General features: G+C 73.4%; 18 protein-coding genes. 10 read left to right on the top strand and 8 right to left on the bottom strand.

Translation table 11 applies throughout. The annotated features are described in order from the left end of the window. Window positions 1-132: 132 nt before the first annotated feature. Window positions 133-387: a hypothetical protein gene (locus LG396_RS32100; RefSeq protein WP_018844038.1), complete on the top strand. Its 255-nt coding sequence runs from the start codon at window positions 133-135 to the stop codon at window positions 385-387. Between the two features lie 243 nt (window positions 388-630). Here LG396_RS32100 and LG396_RS32105 read toward each other — a convergent pair whose 3' ends face one another. Continuing rightward, window positions 631-1,818, bottom strand: coding sequence for an MFS transporter (locus tag LG396_RS32105; protein WP_225797445.1), 1,188 nt, complete (start codon window positions 1,816-1,818; stop codon window positions 631-633). A 199-nt stretch (window positions 1,819-2,017) separates the two neighbouring features. Between LG396_RS32105 and LG396_RS32110 the strand changes: the two genes are divergently transcribed. Next, window positions 2,018-2,644: a CGNR zinc finger domain-containing protein gene (locus tag LG396_RS32110; protein WP_225797446.1), complete on the top strand. Its 627-nt coding sequence runs from the start codon at window positions 2,018-2,020 to the stop codon at window positions 2,642-2,644. A 126-nt stretch (window positions 2,645-2,770) separates the two neighbouring features. Beyond that, entirely contained in the window at window positions 2,771-5,392 is a 2,622-nt protein-coding gene (locus LG396_RS32115; protein ID WP_225797447.1) for an ATP-dependent Clp protease ATP-binding subunit, read from the top strand. A 109-nt stretch (window positions 5,393-5,501) separates the two neighbouring features. Here the strand turns inward: LG396_RS32115 and rho are convergent, their stop codons facing one another. Then, window positions 5,502-6,788 (bottom strand): transcription termination factor Rho, encoded by a 1,287-nt coding sequence (gene rho, locus LG396_RS32120; RefSeq protein WP_263979829.1) that lies wholly within the window; start codon window positions 6,786-6,788, stop codon window positions 5,502-5,504. Window positions 6,789-7,117: 329 nt separating this feature from the next. On the opposite strand from rho, the gene LG396_RS32125 reads away from it, so the two are divergent. The 3 genes from LG396_RS32125 (at window position 7,118) to LG396_RS32135 (ending at window position 11,392) form a co-directional block, all read left to right on the top strand. Further along, entirely contained in the window at window positions 7,118-10,513 is a 3,396-nt protein-coding gene (locus tag LG396_RS32125; protein ID WP_225797448.1) for an AAA family ATPase, read from the top strand. Window positions 10,514-10,579: 66 nt separating this feature from the next. Continuing rightward, window positions 10,580-10,954: a hypothetical protein gene (locus LG396_RS32130; RefSeq protein WP_225797449.1), complete on the top strand. Its 375-nt coding sequence runs from the start codon at window positions 10,580-10,582 to the stop codon at window positions 10,952-10,954. Between the two features lie 213 nt (window positions 10,955-11,167). Beyond that, window positions 11,168-11,392 carry a hypothetical protein gene (locus tag LG396_RS32135; protein WP_225797450.1) on the top strand — a complete coding sequence of 75 codons (225 nt, stop codon included), beginning with the start codon at window positions 11,168-11,170 and terminating at the stop codon, window positions 11,390-11,392. Between the two features lie 30 nt (window positions 11,393-11,422). Here LG396_RS32135 and LG396_RS32140 read toward each other — a convergent pair whose 3' ends face one another. The 3 genes from LG396_RS32140 to LG396_RS32150 form a co-directional block, all read right to left on the bottom strand. Then, window positions 11,423-11,944, bottom strand: a complete 522-nt coding sequence (locus tag LG396_RS32140) for a GNAT family N-acetyltransferase (protein ID WP_225797470.1) — start codon at window positions 11,942-11,944, stop codon at window positions 11,423-11,425. Between the two features lie 107 nt (window positions 11,945-12,051). Beyond that, window positions 12,052-12,258, bottom strand: coding sequence for a DUF397 domain-containing protein (locus LG396_RS32145; protein ID WP_225797451.1), 207 nt, complete (start codon window positions 12,256-12,258; stop codon window positions 12,052-12,054). Then, the gene (locus LG396_RS32150) at window positions 12,255-13,112 is read right to left on the bottom strand and encodes a helix-turn-helix domain-containing protein (RefSeq protein ID WP_225797452.1); all 858 of its coding nucleotides are present in this window, start codon (window positions 13,110-13,112) and stop codon (window positions 12,255-12,257) included. Before LG396_RS32150 ends, LG396_RS32145 begins: the two co-directional genes overlap by 4 nt. Before the next feature lie 235 nt (window positions 13,113-13,347). Between LG396_RS32150 and LG396_RS32155 the strand changes: the two genes are divergently transcribed. Next, complete coding sequence (locus LG396_RS32155; RefSeq protein ID WP_225797453.1) at window positions 13,348-13,728, top strand: ATP-binding protein; 381 nt, start codon at window positions 13,348-13,350, stop codon at window positions 13,726-13,728. A gap of 14 nt (window positions 13,729-13,742) precedes the next feature. Here LG396_RS32155 and LG396_RS32160 read toward each other — a convergent pair whose 3' ends face one another. Next, window positions 13,743-14,363: a hypothetical protein gene (locus LG396_RS32160; RefSeq protein WP_225797454.1), complete on the bottom strand. Its 621-nt coding sequence runs from the start codon at window positions 14,361-14,363 to the stop codon at window positions 13,743-13,745. A gap of 30 nt (window positions 14,364-14,393) precedes the next feature. Continuing rightward, the gene (gene metG, locus LG396_RS32165; RefSeq protein WP_225797455.1) at window positions 14,394-16,037 is read right to left on the bottom strand and encodes a methionine--tRNA ligase; all 1,644 of its coding nucleotides are present in this window, start codon (window positions 16,035-16,037) and stop codon (window positions 14,394-14,396) included. A 184-nt stretch (window positions 16,038-16,221) separates the two neighbouring features. On the opposite strand from metG, the gene LG396_RS32170 reads away from it, so the two are divergent. The 3 genes from LG396_RS32170 to LG396_RS32180 all read left to right on the top strand — a co-directional run bounded on the left by LG396_RS32170 (window position 16,222) and on the right by LG396_RS32180 (window position 20,357). After that, the gene (locus tag LG396_RS32170) at window positions 16,222-18,324 is read left to right on the top strand and encodes a PhoX family protein (RefSeq protein WP_225797456.1); all 2,103 of its coding nucleotides are present in this window, start codon (window positions 16,222-16,224) and stop codon (window positions 18,322-18,324) included. 179 nt (window positions 18,325-18,503) lie between these two features. Beyond that, entirely contained in the window at window positions 18,504-19,520 is a 1,017-nt protein-coding gene (locus tag LG396_RS32175) for an ABC transporter substrate-binding protein (RefSeq protein WP_308190145.1), read from the top strand. 9 nt (window positions 19,521-19,529) lie between these two features. Then, on the top strand, window positions 19,530-20,357 hold the full coding sequence (locus LG396_RS32180) for a DUF2470 domain-containing protein (protein ID WP_225797458.1): 828 nt from the start codon (window positions 19,530-19,532) through the stop codon (window positions 20,355-20,357). A 32-nt stretch (window positions 20,358-20,389) separates the two neighbouring features. Here the strand turns inward: LG396_RS32180 and LG396_RS32185 are convergent, their stop codons facing one another. After that, complete coding sequence (locus LG396_RS32185) at window positions 20,390-20,950, bottom strand: TetR/AcrR family transcriptional regulator (protein ID WP_225797459.1); 561 nt, start codon at window positions 20,948-20,950, stop codon at window positions 20,390-20,392. Between the last annotated feature and the right edge of the window lie 20 nt (window positions 20,951-20,970).

Consider the following 20,970-nt stretch of genomic DNA (forward strand, 5'->3'; position numbering starts at 1 on the left):
CAGGGGCTCCTTCCCCGGGGTGGTTTCTGCGGGCGGAACTCCTGCGTCCGTCGCCTTCGCCGCCGGAGGAGGGAAGAACCGCGCGGGGTGCGCGAGTTGCCGCCCGCAGGTCGGTGCAGGAAGGACGAGCCCATGGCCACGTACGACACCGAGATCCACACCGGAGGCGGCGGCTGGCAGCAGGACCAGCCGCTGTCGATCAACATCGCGAACCGGAACGAAGTCGTCCCGCCGGACGCACCGCCCGGGACGGGGACGACCGTGACGTGGAGCAGCGAGGCGGGCAACGGCTCCGTCACGTTCTTCGACGGCGGCAACAACTTCGAGGGCACCGCGCAGTTCCCGGGCGAGGGGCCGGTCGGCTACCGGGGTCAGCTGCAGGGCTGAGCCGACCCACCGCCGTGGGGCGCCGTGGGGCACCGGCTCAAGGCGCCCCGCGGCGCGCCCTTCGGCGTAAGGGAGGCGCTGGGGGCGAGCGCGGGGCCTGCGCGGGCTCGGGCCGGCGGCAGGCACGGGGCCGGCGCGGGCTCAGGGCCGGCGCGGGGGGGGCACGGCCGGCGCGGGGGTCCTTCCGCAGGCGCCACCGCAGGGATACCCGGGGACGGCCCGGGCAACCGGGTGCACAGACCGTCAGTCGGGCGACGTTCGGGCCCCGCGCAGCAGCGTGGCACCGGCGAGTTGGAGCACGGCGAGACCGGCGAGGAGCTGGGGCGGCGAGAGCGCGGACGCCGCGGCGGCGGTGAGCGCCGCACCGGCGGCGCCCGCGGTGGTCTTGAGCCCGGCGCCGAGGGTGAAGACCTGGGTCCGCATGGCGGGCGGCGCGTGGTCGGCGCGGATCCGCAGGGTGGCGGCGAGCAGCGGCCCGTCGCAGAGCCCGGCGAGGGCGAAGAGGGCCACGCACAGCGGGTACGGTCCTGCCGCGGCGGCGCCGAGGAGCGCCACCCCCGTACCGACGAGGCAGCCGGCGGCCAGCCGCACGTCGGAGAGCCCCGGCGCCCGCCGCGCGGCGAGCAGCGCCCCGGCGAGGGCACCGGCGGCCAGCACCGTGAGCAGCACGCCGCCCCCGCCGGGGTAGCCCCGCTCGTCGGCGAGCAGCACGGCGGCGGGGGCGAGGCCACCGACGCCGACGAAGGCCAGGGAGGTGGCGGCGGTGATCCCCCGCAGGGCGGGTATCTGCCACAACGCCCGCAGCCCGCCGACGAGTTCGCGCCGGAGGGAGGACGGGGTGCGGGAGCGGGGCCGGGCCTCCCCCGCCGGCCGCGGTACCCGCAGGGTCGTCGCCAGGCCGGCCGCGCCCGCCGCCGACGCCGCCAGGGTCGCCATCGCCGGGCCCGCGCCCCACACGCCCGCCGTCGTCGTCACCGCCGCCGGGGCGGCGATGCCGGCGGCGTTGTACGTGGCCGCGTCCAGGGCGTACGCACGGGCCCGCGCGCCGGTGTCCGGGACCAGGCCCGCGAGGACGCTCGACAGGCCGCCGGTGACCATCGGCCCGCAGCAGCCGCCCAGCGCCGCCACCGCCAGCACCACCGGCACGGGCGCGCGGCCGAGGGTGAGCGCGACGCCGGCGATCGCCGCGGCGAAGACGGCGAGCGCCGCGACGTGGAACGCGGCGCCCGCGCCCCGCGCCCGCGCGGCCAGCGCCCCGGTCAGCGGGGCGGCGACGGCGTGCGGCGCCATCCACGCCGCGAGCACCGCGGCGCCCTGCGCGGCGCTGCCGGTGCGGTGGAGGGCGAGCAGCGTGACGGAGACGGCCATGCCGTCGTCGGCGAGGCGCGCGCAGGTGGCGGTGGCCAGGTAACCCCGCAGCCCGCGCCCCATCCGCCCCGCCTCCGTGTCGCGTTTCCCGTGTCCCGCTGTGGAGTCCCCCGATCACTGCTCACGACCGCGAGCACCGCTCATCGGCGAGAGCACTGCTCTCGTCACAGAGCACCGCTCCCTCCGTAACGGCTTAACGAATCAAGACGTTACCACTACCCTGAACCCACCACCCCGCCCACGCCAGGAGCGAGCCCACCCGATGCCCCCGCCGCCGCCACCCGCGGGCCACGGTTTCCGTCCCGCCCAACGCCTCCTCGACATCGCCAACGCCGTCCGCCACGACCCCCGCGTCCCCCGCGACGACCTCGCCCGGCTCCTCGCCGCCCACGGCGAGACCCCCGCCGACCTCGCGCCCGCCGTCTTCACCGACGCCGCCGCCGAGGCGCTGCGCGGCGCCGCCCGGCGGATGACCGCCGTGCTCACCGAGCCCGACGCGGACCGCGCCGCCGCCGCGCTCAACGACGTGTTCGCGGAGTGCGGCGCCCGGCCCCGGCTCTCCCGGCACGGCGGCCACCCCTGGCACCTGCACGTGGACCGCGGCGACGACGCCGGCTGGGCCGACTGGTTCCTCGCCTCCGGCGCCCTCGCGCTGGCGCAGGTCCTCACCGAGTACGGGCAGCCGCCCTGGGGCGAGTGCGCCGCCCCCGACTGCACCGTCCTCTACCTCGGCACCGGCCCCGGCAGCGCCCGCCGCTACTGCTCCACGGCCTGCGCGTCCCGCACGCGCGTCGCCGCCCACCGCCGCCGCAAGCGCGCCCAGCAGGCCGAACGGACCGAACCGGCACAGCCCTCACGGACCGCGCCGGCCGAGCACACCGCCCCCTGACCCGCCCCCGGCAGACGCGCCCCTCACACCCCCGCCCCGATTCGTACCGTTTGCGCCCTTCCGCCGCTCTTGTTTCAGTGAGGTGAGGCCCAGGCACCACCCCACCCAGCGCCGCGGAGACCCACCATGTCCATCTCGCCCCTCGGTTCCTACGGCTCCTCCGACCCGTTCTCCGATCTGCTCAACCGGTTCTTCGGCATGTCCCCCGCCAGCTCACCGCCCGCCGTCCAGCGCGTGCCCATCGGCCGCCTCCTCACCGACTCCGCGCGCGAGCTGATCGGCCGCGCCCAGCGCCGCGCCGAGGAGGACGGCAGCGTCGACCTCGACACCGAGCACCTGCTCTGGGCCTGCACCCAGGTGGATCCCGCACGTTCCGTCCTCGCCCACGCCGGCGCCGACCCGGACGAGCTGGCGCGGGCCGTCGCCCAGGCGCTGCCGGGAGAGGGGAGCGCCGGGTCGTCGGAGCCGGAGCTGACGCCCGCCGCGAAGCGGGTCCTCCGGGGCGCGGTGGCCCGCTCGCAGGCAGGCGGTACGTCGTACATCGGCCCCGAGCACATCCTCGGCGCCCTCCTCGACGACCCGGACGCCGGCGCCGCCCGGCTGCTCGGCGCGTACGGCACGGACACCGACCGGCTCCGCAGGACCGCGGACGCCGCCGCGGCCCGCCCCGCCCCGGGCCCCGCCCGGGGCCAGGCCCCCGGCATGCCCGGCCGGCCCGGTGCCCCCGCCGCACAGGGCGGGAGCCGGCCGGAGAGCGAGACCCCGACCCTCGACGAGTACGGCCGCGACATGACCGCCGAGGCCCGCGCCGGCCGCCTCGACCCCGTCGTGGGCCGCGCCGAGGAGATCGAGCAGACCGTCGAGATCCTCTCCCGCCGCACCAAGAACAACCCCGTCCTCATCGGCGAGCCCGGCGTCGGCAAGACCGCCATCGTCGAGGGCCTGGCGCAGCGCATCGAGTCGGGCGACGTACCGCAGACGCTCGCCGGCAAGCGCGTCGTGGGCCTGGACCTGGCCGGGCTGGTCGCGGGCTCGAAGTACCGCGGCGAGTTCGAGGAGCGGCTGAAGAAGGTCATCGAGGAGGTCAAGGACACCGAGAGCAGCACGATCCTCTTCATCGACGAGCTGCACACCGTCGTCGGCGCGGGCTCCGGCGGCGAGGGCGCCATGGACGCCGGCAACATGCTCAAGCCCGCGCTCGCCCGCGGCGAGCTGCACGTCGTCGGCGCGACGACGATCGACGAGTACCGCAAGCACGTCGAGAAGGACGCCGCGCTGGAGCGCCGCTTCCAGCCGGTGCTGGTGCCGGAGCCGACCGTCGCGGAGACCGTGCAGATCCTCGAAGGGCTGCGGGACTCGTACGAGGCGCACCACCAGGTCCGCTTCACCGACGAGGCGCTGGCCGCCGCCGCCGAGCTGTCCGACCGCTACGTCTCCGACCGCTTCCTGCCCGACAAGGCCATCGACCTCGTCGACCAGGCGGGCGCGCGCGTACGGCTGCGCTCGATGGGCCGCAGCACCGAGGTCGTCGACCGCGAGGACCGGCTGGCGAAGCTGCGCCGGGAGAAGGACGAGGCGGTCGCGGCGGAGAAGTACGAGAAGGCGTCGCAGATCAAGGAGCGGATCGCCGAGACGGAGGCGGAGCTGGCGGGCGTCGAGGAGCGGCGCGAGGGCGTGATGGAGGTGACCGCGGACGACATCGCCGGGGTGCTGTCGCGCTCGACGGGCATCCCCGTCGCGCAGCTGACGGAGAGCGAGAAGGACAAGCTGCTGAAGCTGGAGGACGCGCTGCACGACCGGGTCGTCGGGCAGGACGAGGCGGTGGTGGCGGTATCGGAGGCGGTACGCCGCGGGCGGGCCGGCATGAGCGACCCGGACCGGCCGACGGGCTCGTTCCTCTTCCTCGGCCCGACCGGCGTGGGCAAGACGGAGCTGGCGAAGGCGCTGGCGGACCTGCTCTTCGGCGACGAGAACAGGATGGTCCGCTTCGACATGAGCGAGTTCCAGGAGCGGCACACGGTCTCCCGGCTGCTGGGCGCCCCGCCCGGCTACGTCGGCTACGAGGAGGCCGGGCAGCTGACGGAGAAGGTACGCAGGCGCCCGTACAGCGTGCTGCTCTTCGACGAGATCGAGAAGGCGCACCCGGACATCTTCTCGGCGCTGCTCCAGGTGCTGGAGGACGGGCGGCTGACGGACGCGCAGGGGCGGACGGTCGACTTCCGCAACACCGTCGTCATCATGACGTCGAACATCGGCGCCCAGCGCATCCTGGCGCACAAGGGCCAGGTCGACGAGATCCGCGACGACCTGATGGAGGACCTGCGGGCACGCTTCCTGCCGGAGTTCCTCAACCGCATCGACGAGGTCATCATCTTCCACGGCCTGACGGCCGAGGACCTGGCCTCCGTGGTGGACCTGCTGCTGGACCGCAGCCGGCGGCGGCTGCGGGCGCAGGAGGTCGAGCTGAAGGTGACGGACGCGGCGAAGGAGCGGCTCGTCGCGCTCGGGCACCAGCCGGAGTTCGGCGCCCGCCCGCTGCGGCGCACACTCCAGCGGGAGCTGGACAACCGCATCGCCAACCTGCTGCTCGACGGCTCGGTACGCCCCGGGGACACGGTCCTCGCGGACGTGGACGCGGACAGCGGCGAGCTGGTGTGCACCCTCGTACGGCCGGAGGACTCGAAGACGGAGGAGGCCGAGGTGGAACGCGGGGGAGAGGGCCCGACGGCACTGCCGGACGCGGCCTAGGGGGGTTCACGAGAGGGCCCGGAGCAGGGCTTCTGCGCGGGCGCGGGGCGTTCGTGCCGTACGGACCGGGCGCACACCCGGCTCCGTACGCCCGCGCGCCCCGCGCACGTCACGCCGGTGTCGTACGCCCCAGGCGCAGCAGGAACTCCGCGTTGCCGCCGGTCTCCTTCATCCGCTCCAGCAGCAGCTCCATGCTCTGCACGGTGTCGCGGTCGCCGAGCACGCGGCGGAGCCGGTGCAGCAGGGCCACCTCGCCGGGGGCGGCGAGGAGCTCCTCGCGGCGCGTGCCGGAGGCGTGCACGTCGACGGCGGGGAAGATGCGCCGCTCGGCGAGCGTACGGCTGAGGCGCAGCTCCATGTTGCCGGTGGACTTCAGCTCCTCGAAGTAGTAGTCGTCGCCGCGGGAGCCGGTCTCGACGAGCGCGGAGGCGAGGATCGTCAGGGAGCCGCCGCCCTCGATGTTGCGGGCGGCGCCGAAGAGCTTCTTGGGGATCAGCAGCGCGGAGGCGTCCACGCCGCCGGTGAGGGTGCGGCCGCCGGCGCCGGCGCTGTTGTTGGCGGCGCGGCACAGCCGGGTCAGCGAGTCCAGCAGGATGACGACGTCCTGGCCGGACTCGACCATCCGCTTGGCGCGCTCGATCGCCATCTCGGCGACGGCGACGTGCTCGCGGGCGGGGCGGTCGAACGTGGACGAGATCACCTCGGCGCGTACGGAGCGCTGCATGTCGGTGACCTCCTCGGGGCGTTCGTCGAGGAGTACGACCATCAGGTGGCACTCGGGGTGGTTGACGGCGATGGCGTCGGCGAGGTGCTGGAGCAGGATCGTCTTGCCGGTCTTGGGCGGGGCGACGATCAGCCCGCGCTGGCCCTTGCCGACGGGGGCGAGGAGGTCGACGACGCGGTTGGTGAGCCGGCCGGCGGGGGTCTCCAGGCGGAGCCGCTCGGTGGGGTGGAGGGGGACGAGGTCGGCGAAGCGGGGGCGGCGGGCGGCGTCCTCGGGGTCGAGGCCGGCGACGCGGTCGACGCGGGCGAGGGCGGGGACCTTCGTCCGCCGGTCGGCGGCACCGCTGCGGTCGCGGTCGCGGTCGCGGTCACGCTCACGGCGCTTGCCGGACCCGGAGCCTGCGCTCGAACGGGAGCCGGAGCCGGCATTCGGGACTGTCCCGGCGCCCGGCAGGACGCCGCCTTCGACGAGGTCGCCCTTGCGGAGGCCGAAGCGGCGGATGAGGTTCGCCGGCACCTGGACGTCGTCGTCACCCGGCTGGACGCCGTCGACGCGCAGGAAGCCGTGGTTGCCCACGGGCTCGAACACCCCGGCGACCGCGGCGAGTTCGGACGTGGCCCGGGCGGCGCCGGCCGCGGGGGTTTCTGCTGTGGTGGGTGTCGTAGTAGTCATGCACGGTCCTTTCACGGACGGTGTCGCGGTTCCAAAAGGTGTGTGTGGGATGTGCGGCAGAGGCGCGGCTTGGACACGCGCGGCCGCGTAGAGAGCTGATACGACCTCGCTCGGCGTCAGTCAGCGACTCGACGGAGAACCGGAGCGGGGTGATACAGAAGCACGGGCGCCGACTGCGGGCGCGACTCGGTGCTGGTGTCAGAGTAACACCCCTGCGTCCCCCGGTCATTCCCCGGAGCCACCACGGGCCCGCTGACCAGGTGCGTAGCGGCATATCAGCGGAAAAGAGCTGCCCCGCTGTCACAGGCGCATGTCACAGTGCTAGGGACATGAGTGCTGCACTTATCGGACGAGACCACCCCGCGGGCGTCCTCAGGGCCGAGGCCGACCGGGCCGCGGACAGCCACGGCGGCCTCGTGCTGGTCACGGGCGAGCCGGGTATCGGCAAGACGACGCTGGTCACGGTCGCGGTGGCGGAGGCGCGGCGGCGGGGGACGCTGGTGCTCGGCGGCTCGTGCTGGGCGTCGGACAGCGCCCCGGGGTACTGGCCCTGGGTCCAGGTCGTACGGGCGCTGCGGCGCGGCGTGCCGGCGGCGGAGTGGGCGCAGGCCCGCGAGGCGGCGGGCAGCGGGCTGGACGTGCTGCTCGGCGAGGAGCCGGCGGGGCGCCACGGACACGGCCAGGCGGACGACGGACCGGGCCACGAGGGCGTACGGGACGGCCAGAGCCCGCACCACGAGGGCACCCACGGCGCTCAAGGCACCCCCGGCACGCACTCCACCCCCGGGACGGTCCCCGGGACCGGCCGCGGTACGGACCACGGGACCGACCCCGCGTCCGCGCCCGGCCCGCCGGCCGGCCCCGGCACCGAGCCCCCCGGCGCCGGGACGTACGCCGACAGCTTCCACCTCGCCGACGCCGTCACCACCGCCCTCGTCTCCGTCTCGCACACCCGCCCCGTGATCGTCGTCCTCGACGACCTGCACTGGGCGGATCCCGCGTCCCTGCGCCTGCTGGAGTTCGCCGCGCAGCACACCTGGTTCGAACGGCTGCTGCTCATCGGCACGTACCGGGACGCCGAGGTCGACACCCCCGGCCACCCGCTGCGCGAGCAGATGGCGCCCCTGACCGCCAAGGCCACCACCCTGACGCTCACCGGCCTGGACCGCGCCGGTACGGCCCGGCTCATGGCCCGTACCGCCGGCCGCGACCCGGACGACGCGCTGGCCGGCGAGGTGCACCGGCGCACCGGCGGCAACCCGTTCTTCATCGAGCAGACCGCCCGCCTCTGGGCCGGCGGCGCCTCCGCGGACGCCGTGGCGCCCGGCGTGCGCGACGCGCTGGAGCGGCGTCTGGAGCAGCTGCCGGCGCCGGTCGCGGAGCTGCTGGTGGCCGCGGCGGTGCTCGGCCGCGAGTTCCACCGCCAGGTGCTGGCCGCCGCGGTCGGCAGGCCGCCCGGGCACGTCGACCGGCTGCTGGAGACCGCCGTCGCGGCACGGCTCGTCGTGGGCCGGGGCGCGGGCACGTTCGCGTTCGGGCACGACCTGGTGCGCGAGACGCTGTACGAGGGGCTGGACCCCGCCGAGGCCCGCCGCCGGCACGCGGCCGTCGTACGGGCCCTCGACGCCGCGCCCGCGCTGAACGAGAAGGTCTTCCCCGCCGACCGCGCCCGGCACGCCTGGGCCGCGGGCGACGAGCTGCCCGCCGAGCAGGCCGTCGGGCTGCTGCGGGCCGCCGGGCGGGACGCCGGCAACCGGCTCGCGTTCGAGGAGGTCCTGTCGCATCTGCGGCGGGCGTACGAGCGGTCCGCCGGCGCGTCGGTGCGCTGCCGGGTGCTCACGGCGCTGGACCTGGGCGGGGCGCTGCTGCACGCGAGCAGGACGGCCGAGGCCTGGCCGCTGTTCGAGGACGCGGTGCGCACGGCCCGGGCGCAGGACGACCCCGAGATGCTGGCCCGCGTAGCCCTCGGCGTGTACAGCGCGGAGGGGTACTGCGCGACGGTCCCCGTGGAGCAGGCCGAGGCCAACCGCCTGCTGCTGCGTGAGGCGCACCGCGCGCTGGCGCGCAGCTCCCACCCGGAGCGGGCCGGCGGGGCGGACGCCGAGGGGGAGCTGTCGGCCGACCAGATGGCGGCGGAGCTGAGCATCACCCTGTCGGTCAGCGCCCGCCGCGGCCAGGACGACGAGGAGCTGGGCTTCGGCCTGTGGGCCCGGCACAACGCGATCTGGGGCCTGGGCACGGCCGCCGAGCGGCTGGCGCTGACGGAGGAGCTGATCACGCTCGCCGAGCGGGCCGGGAGCGCCGCGGGGCGGCACATCGCGGTGGCGATGCGCTGGGTGGCGATGCTGGAGCTGGGCGACCCGCGCTTCCCGCACACGTACCGCGGCTACGTGGAGGCCGCCGAGCGCAGCGACGTGCCCAGCATCCGCCACACCCTGGCCATGGACGAGGCCCTCGTCGAGACGCTGCGCGGCGACTTCGACGCCGCCGAGCGGCACATGGCGCACGTCGTGGAGCTGGGCCGGGAGAACGAGCACGAGCACTGGATCGAGCTGCTCGACCACCACTGGTGGACGATCCGCATGCTCCAGGGCCGGTACGAGGAGGCCGCCGAGGCGGCAGCGCGCGTCACGGTCGCGGGACACGGCTTCCCGGAGGGCCTCCAGGCGCTGACGGAGCTGCGCCGCGGCGACCCGGAGCCGGCCCGGCGGCTGATCGCCGCGGGCCCGCCGACGGACGAGCAGCAGAACCGCGGCTTCTTCCCCCTGTGGCTGCGGCTGGAGGCGGAGACGGCGGCCGCGACGGCGGACCCGGAGCTGGCCGAGAAGGTACGGGACGCCCTGTCCCCCTACCGCGGGCAGTGGCTCGTGGCGGTCTACGGCTGGGACATGAGCGGCCCCGTCGACTACTGGCTGGCGCTGGTCGACGCGGCGCAGGGCCGCTGGCCCGCGGCCGCGGAGGGCTTCCGCGCCGCCCGCCGCTCGGCGGACCTCCTCCAGGCCCGCCCGTGGTCGCTGCTGGCCCGCCACGGCCTGGCGCGGGTGCTGCGGGAGCAGGGCGACGCGGCGGCGGAGAAGCTGGCGCGCGAGACGGCGGAGGAAGCGGCACGCCTGGGCATGAGCCTGCCCCGCGAAACCCCCGACCCCGAGCCCGCCCACCGGCTCCCGCCCCCCGCCGACGAGGAGTTCCGCTACGACGGCCGGGTGTGGACGCTGACGTACGCGGGCAGGACAGTCCACCTCCCCGACGCCAAGGGCCTACGCGACCTGCACACCCTCCTCGCCGCCCCGGGCACCGACATCCCCGCCGTACGCCTCCTCAACCCGGAGGGCGGCGAGGAGCTGGCGGCCGCCCACCGCATGGGCGGCGACCCGGTCCTCGACACCGAGGCCAAGTCCCGCTACCGCCGCCGCCTCGAACTCCTCGACGAGGAGATCGACCACGCCACCGCCACCGGCGACGACACCCGCGCCGCCGCGTACGACCGCGAACGGGCCGCACTCCTGGAGGAACTCCGCGCCGCCGCGGGCCTCGCGGGCCGCACCCGCCGCCTCGGCGACGAGGCGGAACGCGCCCGCAAGGCGGTGGGCGCCCGCATCCGCGACGCCCTCCGCAAGATCGCGAAGGGCCACCCGGCCCTGGCAGCCCACCTCAAGGAATCCCTCTCCACAGGCACCACCTGCACCTACCACCCCCAGCCCCCGGCCCCCACCTGGCGCCTGTGAACCAAATCTGGCGCTCCTCGGACTTCCCTATGCTGTGAGCACGAGAGACGAAGGCGGTGCCAGGCCATGGACAAGGCCAGCGCGCTGGTTCAGTTGTGGCATGACGTTGAGGCCCCGGACGGCCTGCGGGTCGAGCTGCTCGACGGCGAGCTCGGCATGCAGGCAAACCCCGGCCACGTTCACGACCTTCCCGGTCGGAGCCTCGTCCGGCACACGCCGGAGCCGTTCGAGGCGTGGTCCGCGCGCGGGCTGCTGGTGGCCGACGATTATCGTCCGCGTGCCGACGCCGTGATCATCAGAGGTGAGGACCGCCCGGCGGACGAGGCGGACAAGGGCATCTTCGGCCAGCCGCTCGCCTTCCCCGAGCCGATGGGCCTCACCGCGCAGACGCACGGCTGGCACCCGTACCGCCCTACGCCGACGGGCCGCAGCCGTGGCTGATCCGGACCAGGGCCCCGAGGACGATCCGCCGCCCTACGGGACCTGGCTGGACCTGGCACGCCAGGACGCGGAGCGCCTGAAACACGAGAACCTGTCGGACGAGCCACCCGCCTGGGAATGGCCCCCACGAACCCTTCAGCCGAGACTGGTGTGGTGGTCCCGCGAGCCCCGGTAGCAGCGCACCGCGCTGCCCGGAGCACTACGCTTCTTGCCGTGGAGATCACCAGCCAGCGTGAGCCGGCAGCCTGCTCAAAGGCGGTGTTCGACGACATCACGATCGCCGAAGTTCGCCCCTCGGCCCCCGTCGCCGAACTCCAGCGGGCATGGAAACACGCACCACGGCTGAGCCACCGACAACTGCGCGCCGAAGCCGACGAGTTCTACGGCGACGAGGACGGCGTCGGCGAGGGCGCGGACGATCCGTGGCAATCGACGTGACCGCCCGCCGATGTCGGCGCAAGGCGCGGCTCAGTCCAGGTCGAGCACCATCACGTCGTGCAGATCTGCACCGGCCCACGGCCGTGCCTCGCCGACCTTCCGGTACCCCCACCCCCGGTACGCGGCCGATGCCGCCGCGCTGCCGGGGTGGACGTTGAGCAGGACGCGCTCGGTCCCGATGCCGTCGAGCAGTGTCTCGTGGAGCCGGCGGGCGATGCCTTGTCCACGCCAGGGTGCGCGCACGGCCAGCTCCATGAGGCCGAAGGTGCGGCGTCCGTCCTCGCGCCGCATCTCGTCGGTCACGGGTTCGGTGAGTTCGTCCCACCACCTCGTGTCCGCACCGAGTGGATGCCCGTACGCGATCCCGACCGGCTCACCGCCCTCGGTCCGGGCCAGGACTGATCGGAAGGCGGACTTACGCGTCTGGGAGCGGAAGCGCCGGAAGGTGGCCTTCACGTCGTTCTCGGTCTCGTTGTACGGCGGCTCCGCGAACGCCTCGGCGTAGACCAGACGGAACAAGTCCTCGGCCTGCGCGGCGGCCTGACCGTCCATCCGCTCCAGGGCGACGGCCTGTCGTTGTGTCACGTCATACTCTCCGGGACTCGCGCGTCGGCCCCCGCAGGCGGTGGCGGGGGCCGGATGTGCAGGGTTGTCGGGACTCAGGCGGAGAACTGCCCGCCCTTCACCGCGGATACGAAGTCGGCCCAGCCCTCAGTGGTGAAGGTGAGCGCCGGGCCGTGCGGGTCCTTGCTGTCGCGGACCGGGACCACGTGTGTGATCCCTTCTGCGATCTCGATGCAGTTGCCCCCGTTGGTGCTGTAACTGGACTTGCGCCAGCGGACAGGCAACTCACTTGCGCTGGTCATCGCTTCTCCAACCCCTCAAGGTGCGTGCCGATGCGTTCGGCAGACGCTTCGGGCGACAAGGCGTAGCCACGTAGCAGATCATAGGACCGGACGCCTTCGGCGACTTCCGCCGTGTCGAGAGCCGTTCGCCCCTTGGAGAAGCCGTCCACGAACAGCACGTCGTGCGGCGGCTTGCGGTCACCTGTCTTCGGATCCCGGCCCTGGCCGAAGTTCAGGAGAGTGAACGGGCCGGCCAGTCCCGGGTGCGCCGCCACCTCGTCCGGCACCACCTGGATCACCGTCCGGGGCGCCTGGCCGGCCGTCAGTAGACGCTCAAGCTGGGCCCGCATGACGGCGGGCCCGCCGATCTTCCTGCGCAGCGCCTGCTCATCGACGATGAACCACGTGTGCGGCGGATCCTGTTGTTCCAGAATGGCTTGCCGGGTCATGCGGGCGGCGACGAGGTCGGCCAGGTCGTCAGGCCGCACCGGAGCGAGCATCGCCCGCGCGTACTCCTCCGTCTGGAGCAACGCCGGGATGATCTGGCTTTCGAACGTGGCGATCCTCGAAGCGTCGCGCTCCATCTCCACGAACGGGAGAAACCAGCTCGGGTAGGCGAACTGGATCACCAGCGGGTGGAAGTCCGCGAAGAAGTCGCTTTCGAACGCCACGTCCAGGTCACGTGCCAGGTCCGCGCTCGGCACCCGCTTCGCGTTCTCCACGTAACTGACCATGGCCCCGGTGGTATGCGCCTTGGTCGCCAACTCCGCCTGCGACCAACCACGTTCGTTGCGCAGTTTGAGCAGGCGCGAGCCGAAGAAGGCCAGCAGGCTTGCGGGAGTCTCCGGTTGGCCGTCGCGGCTGCTCGTCGTCACTGTGCGCAGTCCCCCTCTTTAACTTCTGGACCGTTAAGGCATCACCCCTGGTGAACAGGGGTCTGCCGGGTGAACCGTTGGGCACACCGCGTAGTTATCCGCTTACGCGGAGTTCGAACGGTCCTCGGCGTACGGAGTGTCAGACATGAAGATTGGCGGACAAGCAGGAGGCGGAGACGGGCCACAGCTCGGCTTCACCCGGAATGGGGAACCCAACTCGACCACGCAGTCGCGCATGTTCGCCCGGAGTGTGCGTTCGGTGGGCAGGGCGCGGGACTTCGTTGTTGGCGCGGTGTGCGCGGGGGACCGGGTGGACGACATTCGCGTGTGCGTTTCCGAGTTGGCGACCAACGCGCTGCGCCACACCCCCGCCGGCCGCCTCTTCCTCGTACGCGTGGACGCGCAGGAACACCTCGTCCACGTCGAGGTGCACGACGCCGGGGGCGGTGAGCCCCGCGTGTGCTCGCCCGCGGCAACCGACGATCACGGCCGCGGACTGCTCCTGGTCGCTGCCCTCGCCGACGACTGGGGCACCACCGACCGTGAGGGCCCCGGCAAGGCCGTCTGGGCGACGTTCAAGCTCCCCGGCCCTGCCGCTGGAGGGACTCCGCGGTGAGCAGGCGATCGACGTCAGTCCGGGGGTTCCGGGGCTTCCTGCTCCGCGACCGGGCGCTGCTTCTTCCGCCACACGCCGGGCCTCCGACCGGGGCTGCGCGTCGTCCACATCACTGCGCCCGCACACACCGCCGCTGCGGCGGCCACGCCCAGCAGTTCCGGGGCCGCTCCCGTCAGTCCCGGCGTCGTCGGCCGCACCTTTCCCTCCGGGTCCGCGACCACCGTCACGGTGTCGCCGGGGTCGAGGTCGTCGTCCTCCCGCCGCAGTTCCGGCCCCGGGACGGCCCGGCCGTTGCGGTCCTCCAGGGTGTAGTACCACGTGCGGCTTCCGCGGTCCCCCTGCTCCAGCCGCTCGCCGGTGACCACCGCCTTTACTTCCTCGCCGCGCGTCTGGAGGGTCAGGTCGTCACGGGCCGTCTGGCCGACGAAGGAGCCCAGCAGGAGGGCGACGAACGTGGCCACCAGGGCGTAGCAGCCCGCTTCCGCACCGCCCAGCCGGGCGAGAAGGACGCCGAGCACGGTGAGGTGGACTATCCACAGCAGCACCGTGACCGCCATGCCGAGCAGCGGCGCCCCCAGCATCAAGCCGACGGCACCCACCGCCGCGTACGCGGCGGTGGGCAAGACCCGGGTCATGGCGCGCCCACCCCCGCTTCAGCTGCCGTACTACGACTGCTTGGGGTCCTCCAGCCTAGGGAACAGGATGGCGCCCTTCGTTACCCTCGCGCCTGCCGGGAGGCGGCCCCACTCCGCGGCTTCCGCGATGCGCTGGTCCGCCAGGGGGCCCAGGGCCGGTTCGGCGCCCAGGGACGTCCAGAGTTGCTGGGACGTCGCCGGCATCACCGGGTGCAGCAGGACCGCGACCGCGCGGAGGGCCTCCGCCGCGGTGTAGAGGATCGTCGACAGGCGGGCCTGGGCCTCGGGGGAGCCCGCCGCGTCAGCGGCTCCGGGGATCGCAGCCTTCGCGACCTTCCAGGGCTCCTGTTCCGTCAGGTACAGGTTGACCTTCTTGATGAAGTCGAAGACCGCCGCGATGCCGCCCGCGAAGTCGAGTTCGTCGCCGATCCGCCGGTCCGCCTCCGCCGCCGCGTGCGCCAGGCCGTCGACGATCACCTGTTCCGCGGGGCCCGCGGCCGGGGCCGCCGGGAGGTCGCCGTCGAAGTACTTGACGGTCATCGCGCCCACGCGCGACGCCAGGTTGCCGAAGTCGTTGGCGAGTTCGCTGGTGTAGCGGTGGGTGAAGTCCTCCCAGGAGAACGAGCCGTCCTGGCCGTACTGGATGGCCCGCAGGAAGTACCAGCGGTAGGCGTCGACGCCGAAGTGGTCCGTGAGGTCCTGCGGCTTGATGCCGGTCAGGTTGGACTTCGACATCTTCTCGCCGCCGACCATGAGCCAGCCGTTGGCGAAGACCTTGCCCGGCAGCGGCAGCCCGTTGGCCATCAGCATCGCGGGCCAGATCACCGCGTGGAAGCGGAGGATGTCCTTTCCGACGAGGTGGACGTCCGCCGGCCAGGTGCCGGCGAACTTCTGCTCGTCCGCGCCGTAGCCCACGGCGGTGGCGTAGTTGAGGAGGGCGTCGATCCACACGTAGATGACGTGCTTGTCGTCCCACGGGACCCGCACGCCCCAGTCGAAGGTGGAGCGGGAGATCGACAGGTCGTTGAGGCCCTGCCGGACGAAGCTGAGGACCTCGTTACGGGCCGACTCGGGCTGGACGAAGCCGGGGTTGGCCTCGTAGAACTCCAGGAGCTTCGGGCCGTACTCGGAGAGCTTGAAGAAGTAGTTCTCCTCCTTCAGCATCTCCACCGGCGTCTTGTGGATCGGGCAGAGCTTCAGGCCCGCGTACTCCCCCTCGCCGTCGAGCAGCTCGCCGGGGGTCTTGTACTCCTCGCAGCCGACGCAGTACGGGCCCTCGTAGCCGCCCTGGTAGATCTCGCCCTTGTCGTACAGGTCCTGGACGAACTCCTGCACCCGGTCCGTGTGCCGCTTCTCCGTGGTGCGGATGAAGTCGTCGTTCGCGATCTCCAGGTGCTCCCAGAGGGGCTTCCACGCCTCCTCCACGAGCTTGTCGCACCACTCCTGCGGGGTGACGCCGTGCGCCTCCGCGGTGCGCATGATCTTCTGACCGTGCTCGTCCGTGCCGGTGAGGTACCACACCTTCTCACCGCGCTGGCGGTGCCAGCGGGTGAGCACGTCGCCTGCGACGGTCGTATAGGCGTGGCCCAGGTGCGGAGCGTCGTTCACGTAGTAGATGGGGGTCGAGACGTAGTACGCCTTCGTCCCCTGCTGCTCTTCTCCAGTGGCCGCCATGGGCGAAATCCTAACGGCCGCGGGCCGTCGCACCCATCCGATTACGTACGGTGACCGACCGGGCATCGTAGGCCGCCCGCGCACGCCACCGTCGCGGGTTCACCTTGTGTTCAGGTCCGCTTCTCTCCCCGGCGGGACTACGCGCCTAGCGTCCGGCGCGAACTCACAGAATCCGGAGGGGATCGTGCGCAGACTTCTGCCGCTCATCGGCTCGCCGCACCCGGGCGGGCGCTCGGCCATGACCTGTCGCTACCGCTGTGGCGACGCCTGCTTCCACGAGGTGCCGAACACCAGCGACAACGAGTACGCCGGCGACATCGTCGCCCGCGCCGTCTCCCGCCGCGGGGCGTTGCGCGCCGGTGCCGCGGTGACCGTGGTGGCGGCGGGCGCGCAGCTCGTCGGCGCCGGCTCGGCGTCGGCGGCACCCGCCTCGCCCACCTCGCCGGCCGGGACCTTCGGCCGCGGGCCGGGCAGCGGGAACGGCGCCGGCGACGCCGCCCGCGGGCTGCGCTTCGACGCCGTCGCGCCCAACACCGACGACGCCGTCACCGTCGCCGACGGTTACCAGCAGAACGTCGTCATCGCCTGGGGCGACCCCATCCTGCGCGGCGCCCCCGCCTTCGACGGGGCCCGCCAGTCGGCCGCCGCCCAGGCCGGCCAGTTCGGCTACAACAACGACTTCCTCACCCTGCTGCCGCTGCGCGGCGAGCGCGACCGGCAGCTGCTGGTGGCCAACCACGAGTACACCGACGAGCAGATCATGTTCCCCGGGTACGACCCGGAGAACGTCACCCGCGAGCAGGCCGAGATCGGCTGGGCCGCGCACGGCATGTCCGTCGTGGCCGTCGAGGAGGAGGGCCGCAGGGGCGGGGGCAGCCTCCGTGCCGTACCGCGGCATCCGCTGAACCGCCGGATCACCGCCACCACCGAGTTCGAGCTGCGCGGCCCGGCCGCGGGCAGCGACCTGCTGAAGACCTCCGCGGACGCCACCGGCCGGCGCGTGCTCGGCACCCTCAACAACTGCGCCGGCGGCACCACCCCGTGGGGCACGGTGCTCTCCGGCGAGGAGAACTTCAACCAGTACTTCGCCAACGCCGGCTCCGTCACCGACCCCGTCGCCAAGCAGCGCCTCGCGCGCTACGGCCTGGCCGGCGGCGCCTCGGAGCGCAAGTGGGAGCAGTTCGACGACCGCTTCGACGTCGTCAAGGAGCCGCAGGAGTCGCACCGCTTCGGCTGGGTCGTGGAGATCGACCCGTACGACCCGGACTCGACCCCGGTCAAGCACACCGCCCTGGGCCGCTTCAAGCACGAGGGCGCGAACGTCCGGCTGACGCGCGACGGGCGCGCGGTCGCGTACTCCGGTGACGACGAGCGCTTCGACTACCTCTACAAGTTCGTCTCCGACAAGCGCATGATGCGCGGCAACAGCCGCTGGGCGCGCGCCCACAACATGACGCTGCTCGACGAGGGCACGCTGTACGTCGCCAAGCTCTCCGGCGACAGCCCGGCCGGCGAGATCGACGGCAGCGGCACGCTGCCGGCGGACGGCGAGTTCGACGGCTCCGGCGAGTGGATCAAGCTGGCCAGCGGCAACCGCAGCTTCGTCCCCGGCATGACCGCCGAGGAGGTCTACGTCTTCACCCGCCTCGCCGCCGACAAGGCCGGAGCGACGAAGATGGACCGGCCCGAGGACGTGGAGCCGAGCCCGAACAGCGGCAAGGTGTACGTCGCGCTGACGAACAACACCAACCGCGGCACCGGCACCAACGCCAAGGCCGACGAGGCCAACCCGCGCAACGCCAACAAGCACGGGCACATCCTGGAGCTGACCGAGAAGCGGAACGACCCGGCGTCGACCCGCTTCGACTGGCGGCTGTTCCTGGTCTGCGGCGACCCGGCGGACCCCTCGACGTACTTCGCGGGCTTCCCGAAGGACAAGGTCAGCCCCATCTCCTGCCCGGACAACGTGACGTTCGACCCGTACGGCAACCTGTGGATCTCCACCGACGGCAACGCGCTGGGCAACCACGACGGCCTCTTCGGCGTGGCGACCACGGGCCGGTACGAGGGCCAGGTCAAGCAGTTCCTCACGATGCCGACGGGCGCGGAGACCTGCGGCCCCGTGGTGCAGGAGGACCGCGTGCTGGTCGCGGTGCAGCACCCGGGCGAGGTCGACGGCGCGACGTACGAGAAGCCGGGCTCGGCGTGGCCCGACGGCCCGGGCCGGCCGAACCGCCCGGCGGTCGTCAACGTCTGGCGCAGCGGGGGCGGGCGCATCGGAGCCTGACGCCTGTCACGGACACGCTCCGACGCACCCTTCGGTCCCGTAGCAGAACCTCCGGTTCGCCGCGGCCGGCGGCTCCGCGCGCACGTGTCGGCGTGCCGCGGGGCCGCGGGCCCGGGTTCCCCGGTCGAGCATATTAGGTTAGCCTCACCTAAGTCTCGTCGATGGAGGGGAATCCGGCCTTGGCCACCACCGCACCGACCACCCCGCTCTCCCGCCGCGGCCTGCTCGCCGCCGGCGGCGCACTCGGCCTCACCGCGCTCCTCGCCGCCTGCGGCGGCGACTCCGCCGACGGCGGCTCGGGCGGCGGCAGTTGGTCGTTCACCGACGACCGCGGCAAGAAGGCGGAGACCGACGGCCGCCCGGAGAAGATCGTCGCCTTCGTCAGCTCCGCCGCCGCGCTCCACGACTACGGCGTGAAGTGCACCGCGATCTTCGGCCCGAGCGAGCCGGTCGACGGCAGGCCCAACCCGCAGGCGGGCGACCTCGACCTGGCCGAGCTGGAGAGCCTGGGCGAGGCGTGGGGCGAGTTCAATGTCGAGAAGTACGCCTCACTCGGCCCCGAGCTGCTGGTCAGCAACATGTTCCCGCCGCCCGACCTGTGGTTCGTGCCGGAGGAGAGCCGGAAGAAGATCTTCGCGCTCGCCCCCGCGATCGGCATCAAGGGCGCGCACACGAGCCTGCTGGAGCCCCTCAAGCGGTACGAGGAGCTGGCGAAGGCGCTCGGCGGCGACACCACCGGCGCGCGGGTGAAGGCCGACAAGAAGCGCTTCCTGGACGCCGAGGACAGGCTGCGCGCGGTGGCGGAGGCCAAGCGTGGCGTCAAGGTGCTGGCGATGACCGGCGACCAGGACAACATGTACGTCGCCGTCCCCGGCTCGTACACCGACCTGCACTACTTCCGCGACCTCGGCGTGGACGTCGTGGAAGGAAAGAAGTCCGACGAGTTCGGCTTCTGGGAGTTCCTGAGCTGGGAGAACACCGACAAGTACCACGCCGACCTGATCATGATCGACAACCGCACGCAGGCCATGACGCCCGCGGCCCTCGCCGAGAAGCCCACCTGGACCCGGCTCCCGGCGGTCGAGGCGGGGCAGACGACGCCCTGGTCGATGGAGGAGCGTTACAGCTACCGCGGCTTCGCGCCGGTGCTGGAGCGGCTGGCGGACGCCATCGAGAACGCCGACAAGCTCGGCTGAGGGAGCGGCATGGCTTTCCCCGACGACGTACGCCCGAACGCCGACACGGGCCCCGGCGCAGGCGCCCGCTCGGGCACCGGCACAGACTCGGACACCGGCGCCGGCGCCGGCGCGGCCGCCCCGACGCCCGCCGAGCGGGTACGCACGATCGTGGCGACCGCGGGATCGCTGACGCTGGAGGCGGACGGCTTCCGCTGCGACCTGGTGGGCCTGCACACCGCGGCCCCCGGCCCCGGCGGACCGCTGCTGCGGCTGCGCCCGCCGGCGGACAGCGCGCTCGCGGCCCGGGTGGTCTGCGCCCCGACGGGCGACCTGCCGGTACGGCTGCACCTCACGGACATCGCGCCGGTGGAGGTACGCGACCGGGTACGGGCCCGGGTGACGCTGATCGGCTGGCTGGCACCGGAGCGGGCGCAGCCTGAGGCGGACCGGCTGGTGCTGGGCTTCGACCCGGCGGAGGCGCTGGTGGTGACTGCGGGAGCCGGCACGGACGACGCCGGGGCGGCGGTCGTGGACCTGGACGAACTGGCCGAGGCCGCGCCCGACCCGCTGGCGGTCCAGGAGTCGGCGATGCTGCTGCACCTGGCGGACTCCCACCGCGACGCGGTCGACGCCTTGACCCGGCTGCTCAGCCCGTCCGCGCTGCACGGCGTGGTCCGGGTCCACCCGCTGGCGCTGGACCGCCACGGTCTGACGCTCCGCCTGGAGCACCCCCGCACCCACCACGACACCCGCCTCCCCTTCCCCGGCCCTCTCACGGACGCCGCAGAAGCCGGCCCGGCGATCCAGACCCTGCTGTACGCAGCGAGCCACTGCCCGCGCCGCCGCGGCAAGTAGCGGTCGGGACCCCCCGGGGGGCTCGGGGCGGGTTACAGGGAGCTGCGGTAGCGGAGGAGGCCCTCCACGCCGCGCAGGAAGGTGTCGCCGACGGCTTCCGGATCGGTCAGGCAGCCGGCGGCCATGGCGCCGTCCCGCATCATGACGAAGTGCCGGCCGGCGGGCTCCGCGTCGGGCTTTCCGGTGTCGGCGAAGAGGCCGGTGACGGTGTCCAGGAACCACCGCCGGTGCGTGAGGACCGCCTGGTGGACCGGGTGTTCGTGATCGGGGTACTCGGCGGCGGCGTTGAGGAACGCGCATCCCCGGAAGCCGTCGCGCCGGATGTCGTCGGCGATCCCCCGGCCGATGGCCCTGATGGCGTCCTCGGGGGAGGCGCCCTCGTCGCGCGCGGCATTCACGCGTGCCCTGATCGCCTCGTCGACCTGCGTCAGGTAGGCGACGAGGAGGTCGTCCTTGCTGCGGAAGTGCCGGTAGAGCGTCGCGCGGGTGACCTGGGCCTCCGCGATGACGCGATCGACCCCGACGGCGTGCAGGCCTTCGGCGTAGAACAGCCCGCTGGCCGTGTCGAGCAGCCGGGTCCGTGCTTCCGACATCCGCTTCCCTCCCGGGGGTC

The sequence above is a fragment of the Streptomyces aculeolatus genome (genome assembly GCF_020400605.1).
In the GTDB taxonomy this organism is placed as follows: Bacteria; Actinomycetota; Actinomycetes; order Streptomycetales; family Streptomycetaceae; genus Streptomyces; species Streptomyces aculeolatus.

Bases quoted from the DNA above. Each gene is read 5' to 3' on its own strand.
- LG396_RS32100 (WP_018844038.1), top strand. From the start codon at position 133: ATGGCCACGTACGACACCGAGATCCACACCGGAGGCGGCGGCTGGCAG.
- LG396_RS32105 (WP_225797445.1), bottom strand. From the start codon at position 1,818: ATGGGGCGCGGGCTGCGGGGTTACCTGGCCACCGCCACCTGCGCGCGC.
- LG396_RS32110 (WP_225797446.1), top strand. From the start codon at position 2,018: ATGCCCCCGCCGCCGCCACCCGCGGGCCACGGTTTCCGTCCCGCCCAA.
- LG396_RS32115 (WP_225797447.1), top strand. From the start codon at position 2,771: ATGTCCATCTCGCCCCTCGGTTCCTACGGCTCCTCCGACCCGTTCTCC.
- rho (WP_263979829.1), bottom strand. From the start codon at position 6,788: ATGACTACTACGACACCCACCACAGCAGAAACCCCCGCGGCCGGCGCC.
- LG396_RS32125 (WP_225797448.1), top strand. From the start codon at position 7,118: ATGAGTGCTGCACTTATCGGACGAGACCACCCCGCGGGCGTCCTCAGG.
- LG396_RS32130 (WP_225797449.1), top strand. From the start codon at position 10,580: ATGGACAAGGCCAGCGCGCTGGTTCAGTTGTGGCATGACGTTGAGGCC.
- LG396_RS32140 (WP_225797470.1), bottom strand. From the start codon at position 11,944: ATGGACGGTCAGGCCGCCGCGCAGGCCGAGGACTTGTTCCGTCTGGTC.
- LG396_RS32145 (WP_225797451.1), bottom strand. From the start codon at position 12,258: ATGACCAGCGCAAGTGAGTTGCCTGTCCGCTGGCGCAAGTCCAGTTAC.
- LG396_RS32155 (WP_225797453.1), top strand. From the start codon at position 13,348: ATGTTCGCCCGGAGTGTGCGTTCGGTGGGCAGGGCGCGGGACTTCGTT.
- LG396_RS32160 (WP_225797454.1), bottom strand. From the start codon at position 14,363: ATGACCCGGGTCTTGCCCACCGCCGCGTACGCGGCGGTGGGTGCCGTC.
- metG (WP_225797455.1), bottom strand. From the start codon at position 16,037: ATGGCGGCCACTGGAGAAGAGCAGCAGGGGACGAAGGCGTACTACGTC.
- LG396_RS32180 (WP_225797458.1), top strand. From the start codon at position 19,530: ATGGCTTTCCCCGACGACGTACGCCCGAACGCCGACACGGGCCCCGGC.
- LG396_RS32185 (WP_225797459.1), bottom strand. From the start codon at position 20,950: ATGTCGGAAGCACGGACCCGGCTGCTCGACACGGCCAGCGGGCTGTTC.